Here is a 256-nt window from a genome sequence, read left to right on the forward strand (position 1 = left end):
GGCTTTTCACCCCTATCCACAGGTCATCCGATAGCTTTTAAACGCTACCCGGTTCGAGCCTCCAGTAAATTTTACTTTACCTTCACTCTGCCCATGGATAGATCACCCGGTTTCGGGTCTACAACACGCAACTTCTGCCCTATTAAGACTCGGTTTCCCTGCGACTTCACATCTTAAATGTTTAATCTTGCTACGTATCGTAACTCGCTGGCCCGTTCTACAAAAAGTACGACATTAGAAGTCTTCTTCCTCTGTC

The 256-nt window shown here is 46.1% G+C and carries 1 rRNA gene; it reads right to left on the reverse strand.

From position 1 onward, the window contains the following. Positions 1 to 256: ribosomal RNA gene (locus ACU68U_RS09395) — 23S ribosomal RNA — on the reverse strand; the annotation flags it as partial.

The sequence above is a fragment of the Finegoldia sp. P3-F-LR genome, from assembly GCF_052932165.1.